Genomic DNA, 981 nt, shown 5'->3' with positions numbered 1-981 from the left:
ACCGGGGCCATCGTCGCCGTAGCCCCGCGACGAGGTCGGCGAGCACGGCACCGGCCTCGACCGAGGCGAGCTGGTCGGGGTCGCCGACGAGGAGCAGCCGGGCGCTCGGGCGCAGGGCCTCGAGCAGGCGGGCGGTGAGCGTCAGCGACAGCATCGAGGCCTCGTCGACGACGACGATGTCGTGGGGCAGCGGGTTGCCCCGGTCGCGCCTGAAGCGGTTGCCGCTGTCGGGCCGCCACCCGAGCAGCCGGTGGACGGTGACGGCCTCGATGTCGGTGCCGAGGCGCTGCCGGTCCTGCTCGGGCATGTGGCCCAGGGAGCCGAGGACCGACTCGCGCAGCCGGGCGGCGGCCTTGCCGGTCGGGGCGGCCAGGGCGATCCGCGACCGGTGACCGGTGGCCTCGGCCTGCTCGAGCAGCAGGGTGAGCAGCCCGGCGACGGTGGAGGTCTTGCCGGTCCCCGGGCCACCGGCGAGCACGGTCGTCAGGCGCCCGGCGGCAGCCCGGACCGCGTCGCGCTGCTCGCCCCAGCCCGTGCTGGGGAAGACGCGCTCCAGTCCCGCCTCGAGCATCTGCTCGTCGACCTCGGGGGCAGCCGTCTCGGCCCGGCGCTGCAGGTCCTGGGCGACCTGGACCTCTTCGCGGTGATAGCGGTCGAGGTAGACGAGGTCGTGCTCGACGAGCAGCACTCCTGCCTCGGCGAGTGCGCTGCCCCGCACCTGCTCGAGCCACGCGGGCGTCGGCGGCAGCTCGACCCCGCCCGGCCGCTGGGTGGAGGTGTCCTCGACCGCGCCCGGCCGCTGGGTGGAGGTATCCCCGACCGGATAGTCGGTCGCAGTCACCTCGAATGCCTCGGCGAGCAGCTCGCGGGCGTGCTCCGGGTCGAGGCTCGTCGATCCCTCGCGGGCGGCACGCACGACGAGGGCGAGCGTCACCCGTGCCAGGGGATCTTCCTCGCCCACCAGCGTCGCGAGCCGGCTCG

At 75.3% G+C, this 981-nt stretch carries 1 protein-coding gene; it reads right to left on the bottom strand.

Going from position 1 to position 981, the window contains the following annotated elements; all coding sequences use genetic code 11:
• On the bottom strand, positions 1-934 hold a 934-nt coding region (locus AC2W7J_RS18440; RefSeq protein ID WP_485984237.1), incomplete at its 3' end, for an AAA family ATPase.
• Between the last annotated feature and the right edge of the window lie 47 nt (positions 935-981).

This window comes from Janibacter sp. CFPM2_SD2, assembly GCF_057364645.1.
The sequence above is the reverse complement of the archived record's forward strand: the minus strand, read 5'-3'. Positions and strand labels throughout refer to the sequence as shown.